Here is a 5,173-nt window from a genome sequence, read left to right as displayed (position 1 = left end):
CAACCCGCACCGGGCGATCCGCAACCGCCTCTTCAACGCCGACCCCAACACCCCCGACGCCAAGGGCACGCACCGCAACGACCCGAGCCCCGGCTACACGCCGAGCCACCTCGCCAGCGGCGTGCTGCGCGGGACCAACGGTGTGGAACCCGTGTACGGCTCGGTCTCGTTCCACGCCGACCCGGCCAGCTTCACCGTCAAGCGCGGCGACCCCGGCGACATCGCCGCCGCCAAGGGGTGAGGCGGCCGATTTTTCGACGAAAAATCGGGGAGAGGGGGGCTGTCTGCCCCCCAAGGCCTGCGGCCTTTCCCCCCGAGGATATTTTTGAACAGAAAATGAGGGCAGGCATGCTCTTTTCTGGAAGGGACAAGCGATGTTTGATCTGAGCGGCAAGAACGCATTGGTGACGGGGGCCTCGGGCGGGATCGGGGGCGAGATTGCCCGTGCCCTGCACAAGGCGGGCGCCACCGTCACCCTGTCGGGCACGCGGCTGGCGCCGCTGGAGGCGCTGGCGGCCGAGCTGGGCGACCGGGTGCATGTGGCGACCTGCGACCTGTCGGATGCGGCCTCGGTCGAGGCGCTGCCCAAGGCGGCTGCCGAGAAGATGGGGTCGGTCGATGTGCTGGTGAACAATGCGGGCATCACGCGCGACAATCTGTTCATGCGCATGTCGGATGACGAATGGCAATCGGTGCTGGATGTGAACCTGACCTCCACCTTCCGGCTGTGCCGGGGTGTGCTGCGCGGCATGATGAAGGCGCGGTGGGGGCGGATCGTCAATATCTCCTCGGTTGTGGGGGCCACCGGCAATCCGGGGCAGGGCAACTATGCCGCCTCCAAAGCGGGGATGGTCGGCATGTCGAAATCCCTCGCGGCGGAGGTCGCCAGCCGGGGAATCACCGTCAATTGTGTGGCGCCGGGCTTCATCACCACCGCCATGACCGACAAGCTGAATGACGAGCAGAAGGGCCGCATCCTGACCCAGGTGCCGGCCGGCCGCATGGGCGAGGTGGGCGAGATCGCGGCGGCGGTGCTGTATCTGGCAAGCCCGGAGGCCGGTTACGTCACCGGCACCACGCTGCATGTGAATGGCGGCATGGCGATGCTGTGAACCGGCACGGGCCTGCGGTGAAAGAGTTTGCCAAGGCCCGGCCCGCTTGCTATAGCCGCGAACGGAACCACCGGGGCCTGAAAGGGCTTTGGTGCCCTGCCAGACGCGGGGGAAATGGCCAAGGGGCACAAGCCCGGCGGCAGGGACACCACCGGGGGACATCCCCGTAACGATGAGGAAGTGACCATGAGCGACATCGCAGATCGCGTGAAGAAGATCGTCGTCGAGCATCTCGGCGTCGAAGAGGACAAGGTGACCGAGACCGCCTCGTTCATCGACGATCTGGGCGCTGACAGCCTTGACACCGTCGAGCTGGTCATGGCCTTCGAGGAAGAATTCGGGATCGAGATCCCCGATGACGCCGCCGAGACCATCCAGACCTTCGGCGATGCCGTCGGCTTCATCTCGAAAGCCGTCTGAGCTATTTCCCCGCAGGGGGAACCGGGCCTCTCACCGCAAGGTGGGAGGCCTTTTGCTTTGTCGCCCCCTGTCGCCGCAAGCGGGCGAGGCGTTTTGCGGTTTCGGGCGGAAATCCGGCGCTTGGCGCGGTCCGCCCCCGCTGCTGGTTGCGCCAGCAAAACGCCGCGTGTATCTAGTTTTCCAAAGTCTTGCCCTGTCCGGGGTGCTGCAAAAGGATGAGCGGATGCGTCGCGTTGTTGTTACGGGGCTGGGGATGGTCACGCCGCTGGCTTGCGGTGTCGAGGAAACCTGGAGCCGTCTGATTGCCGGGCAATCGGGGGCGGGGCCGATCACGCGGTTTGACGCCAGCAATGTGGTGACCAAATACGCCTGCGAGATTCCGATGGGCGATGGCACGGACGGCACTTTCAATCCCGATGACTGGATGGAGGCGAAAGAGCGCCGCAAGGTGGATGATTTCATCCTTTATGGCATGGCGGCGGCGGTGCAGGCCGTGCGTGATTCCGGCTGGGAACCGCAGAATGATGAAGACCGCGAACGCACCGGCGTGATGATCGGTTCCGGCATCGGCGGGCTGTCCTCGATTGCCGAGACGGCCGTGCTGATCAAGGAGAAAGGCCCCAAGCGGGTATCGCCCTTCTTCATTCCCGGCGCGCTGATCAACCTGATTTCGGGGCAGGTTTCGATCCGCTTCGGCTTCAAGGGGCCGAACCATGCGGTCGTCACGGCCTGCTCCACCGGCGCCCATGCCATTGGCGATGCGGCGCGGCTGATCGCCTTTGGCGATGCCGATGTGATGCTGGCCGGCGGCGCGGAAAGCCCGATTTCCGAGATCGGCATCGCCGGGTTCAACGCCTGCAAGGCGCTGTCGACCAAGCGCGAGGCCGAGCCGCAAAAGGCCAGCCGGCCCTATGATGCCGACCGCGATGGCTTTGTGATGGGCGAGGGCGCGGGCGTTGTGGTGTTGGAAGAATACGAACACGCCAAGGCCCGTGGCGCCAAAATCTATTGCGAGGTCTTGGGGTACGGGATGTCGGGCGATGCCTATCACATCACTGCGCCGTCCGAGGATGGCGATGGCGGCTTCCGCTCGATGAGTGCGGCGCTGAAACGCGCGGGGCTGGCGCCAGCGGATGTGGATTACATCAACGCGCATGGCACCTCGACCATGGCCGACACGATCGAGCTGGGCGCGGTGGAGCGGCTGATGGGCGAGGCGGCGGCGGGGGCCACCATGTCCTCGACCAAATCGAGCATCGGGCACCTGCTGGGCGCTGCGGGCGCGGTGGAGGCGATCTTCTGCGTGCTGGCCATTCGTGACCAGATCGCGCCGCCGACGATTAACCTTGATACCCCCGCCGTGACGCCCAAGCTGGACCTTGCGCCGAACAAGGCGGTGAAGCGCAAGATTGATGTGGCGCTGTCGAACTCCTTCGGTTTTGGCGGCACCAATGCCAGCCTGGTTCTGGGCAAGGTGCGCGGCTGATGTGGAAATCGGTCGCCTCCAATGCGTTGACGCTGTTTATCATTCTACTGGTTGCGGTTGCGGGGCTGCTTGCATGGGGGCGCCAACAATATCTGGGGCCGGGGCCTTTGGCGCAGGCGGTTTGCGTGAAGGTGGAAAGTGGCGATAGCCTGAGCAAGGTGAGCCGCAATCTGGAAGCGCAGGGCGCGATTTCGGATGCGCGGATTTTTCGGATCGGGGCGGATTACTCGGGCAAGGCCGCGGACCTGCGGTTTGGCTCATATCTTGTGGCCGAGCGGGCCTCGATGGCCCAGATCGTGGATCAACTGACCTCGGGCGGGGCTTCGACCTGCGGGCGGGAAGTGAACTTCCGCATCGGGGTGGCCAAGGCCGAAATCCTGCTGCGGGAACTTGATCCCGCCACGCAACGCTTTGTAGAGGTTGCGAAATTTGACCCGGCCGCCGAGGCTGCCCCGCAGGCCTATGTCGATGCGGCGCAGGAGGGGGACCTGCGTTGGCAGGTGACTTTGGCGGAAGGGGTGACCAGCTGGCAGGTGGTGGAAAGCCTGAAACGGGCGGATTTTCTGGAAGGCGAAGTGCCGGAAGTGCCGCCGGAAGGCAGCCTTGCGCCCGATGGCTATGACGTGGAAAAGGGCGGCTCGCGGGCCGAGTTGCTGGCAAAGATGCAGGAAAGTCAAAGGGTTATCCTTGCTGATCTTTGGGCCGGACGCGCCGCCGATCTGCCCTATGACACGCCGGAAGAGGCGCTGACCATGGCCTCCATCGTGGAAAAGGAGACCGGGGTGGCGGCAGAGCGGCCTCGGGTCGCCAGCGTTTTCGTGAACAGGCTGCGTCAGGGCATGCGCTTGCAGACCGATCCGACGGTGATTTATGGCATCACCAAGGGTGAAGGCGTGCTGGGCCGGGGCTTGCGGCAGAGTGAGCTTCGCCGTGCAACCCCTTATAATACCTATGTGATTGAGGGTTTGCCGCCCGGGCCGATTGCCAATCCGGGGCGCGAGAGCATTGCGGCGGCGATGAACCCGGAGGTGACGAACCTGCTGTTCTTCGTGGCGGATGGCACCGGGGGTCATGCCTTTGCGGCCACGCTGGAAGAGCATAACGCCAATGTCGCAAAATGGCGCGAGATCGAGGCTCAGCAGGCGCAAGAGCCTAATCCGTAAGGGTTTTTCATCTGTGCAAATGGAAAGGGCGTCCCGTTCGGGGCGCCCTTTCGCGTTGCGCCGCGCGGAAGGGTAACGGCCTGTACGCTTTCGGGGGGTAAACCGGGCGAAACGGTAACGGGCGATACAGTTTCGAACGAAAGGGGCGGCGCGATGCGGCAGGCAGTGCGGGATCGGGTGGAGGCGGCGGCTTTTGCGGTGCTGGCGGCGCGGGGCTATCACGGGGCCACGATGCTGGCGGTGGCCCGGGCGGCGGGGGCGTCCAACGCGACGATGTATCGCGGCTATGGCGACAAGGCGGGGCTGTTCGGGGCGCTGGCGGCGCGGCTGGCGGCAGAGCTGGCGGCGGCGGTGGAGGGGCGGCTGGAGGCGGCGCTGGTGCGGGTGGTCCGGCTGATGGTGAGCGAGCGGGCGGTGGTGGTGCAGCGCGCGGCGGCGGCGGATGCGTCGGGGCGGCTGGGCGCGGTGCTGGAGGCGGCGGGTTGGGCGCTGGCGCTGGAACGGCTCAGGGCGCGGGCCGGGGGGCAGGGCGAGCTGCTCTTGCGGCTGGTGCTGGGCGACTGGCCGCTGCGCCGGGTGACGGGGATGGCGGAGCCCTCGGGCGCCGAGGTGGAGCGCCGGGTGGCGGAGGCCCTCGATCTGTGGCTGCTGACGCGGCAGGTGGCGGGGTGAGGGCGGCCGGATCAGAAAACGCAGCGCGTTTTCCCGGCCCTGTGGGAAGCTGCCCGCCAGACCGTTGCAGCATGTGACCGAGAGGCCAGAGCCCGCCCGGTGGGCGCAAAGCGCCCGCCGCCCGGAGGGCCACCGGCCCAAACGTGGCCCCCGTTTCAACATGACCTCGGCGATGGCCTCGGTCAAATAGGGCCGGAAGCAGGAAACGCATGCGTTTCCCCGGCCCTGTGGGAAGCTGCCCGCCAGACCGTTGCAGCATGTGACCGAGAGGCCAGAGCCCGCCCGGTGGGCGCAAAGCGCCCGCCGCCCGGAGGGCGGGC

At 66.2% G+C, this 5,173-nt stretch carries 6 protein-coding genes; all 6 read left to right on the top strand.

Annotated elements, in window-relative coordinates:
• Positions 1 to 241 (top strand): hypothetical protein (locus JNN06_RS06630; protein ID WP_291238807.1); only part of this gene is annotated, 241 nt, incomplete at its 5' end.
• Between the two features lie 133 nt (positions 242 to 374).
• On the top strand, positions 375 to 1,112 hold the full coding sequence (fabG, locus tag JNN06_RS06625) for a 3-oxoacyl-ACP reductase FabG (protein ID WP_291238806.1): 738 nt from the start codon (positions 375 to 377) through the stop codon (positions 1,110 to 1,112).
• Between the two features lie 186 nt (positions 1,113 to 1,298).
• The gene (locus tag JNN06_RS06620; protein WP_092896614.1) at positions 1,299 to 1,532 is read left to right on the top strand and encodes an acyl carrier protein; all 234 of its coding nucleotides are present in this window, start codon (positions 1,299 to 1,301) and stop codon (positions 1,530 to 1,532) included.
• Between the two features lie 223 nt (positions 1,533 to 1,755).
• The gene (gene fabF, locus JNN06_RS06615) at positions 1,756 to 3,018 is read left to right on the top strand and encodes a beta-ketoacyl-ACP synthase II (protein WP_291238805.1); all 1,263 of its coding nucleotides are present in this window, start codon (positions 1,756 to 1,758) and stop codon (positions 3,016 to 3,018) included.
• Positions 3,018 to 4,181, top strand: coding sequence for an endolytic transglycosylase MltG (mltG, locus tag JNN06_RS06610; RefSeq protein WP_291238804.1), 1,164 nt, complete (start codon positions 3,018 to 3,020; stop codon positions 4,179 to 4,181). Before fabF ends, mltG begins: the two co-directional genes overlap by 1 nt.
• Before the next feature lie 153 nt (positions 4,182 to 4,334).
• Positions 4,335 to 4,853, top strand: coding sequence for a TetR family transcriptional regulator (locus JNN06_RS06605; protein WP_291238803.1), 519 nt, complete (start codon positions 4,335 to 4,337; stop codon positions 4,851 to 4,853).
• Positions 4,854 to 5,173 lie beyond the last annotated feature (320 nt).

Origin of the sequence: Gemmobacter sp. (assembly GCF_016792925.1) — a bacterium.
Lineage (GTDB): Bacteria > Pseudomonadota > Alphaproteobacteria > Rhodobacterales > Rhodobacteraceae > Gemmobacter.
The sequence above is the reverse complement of the archived record's forward strand: the minus strand, read 5'-3'. Positions and strand labels throughout refer to the sequence as shown.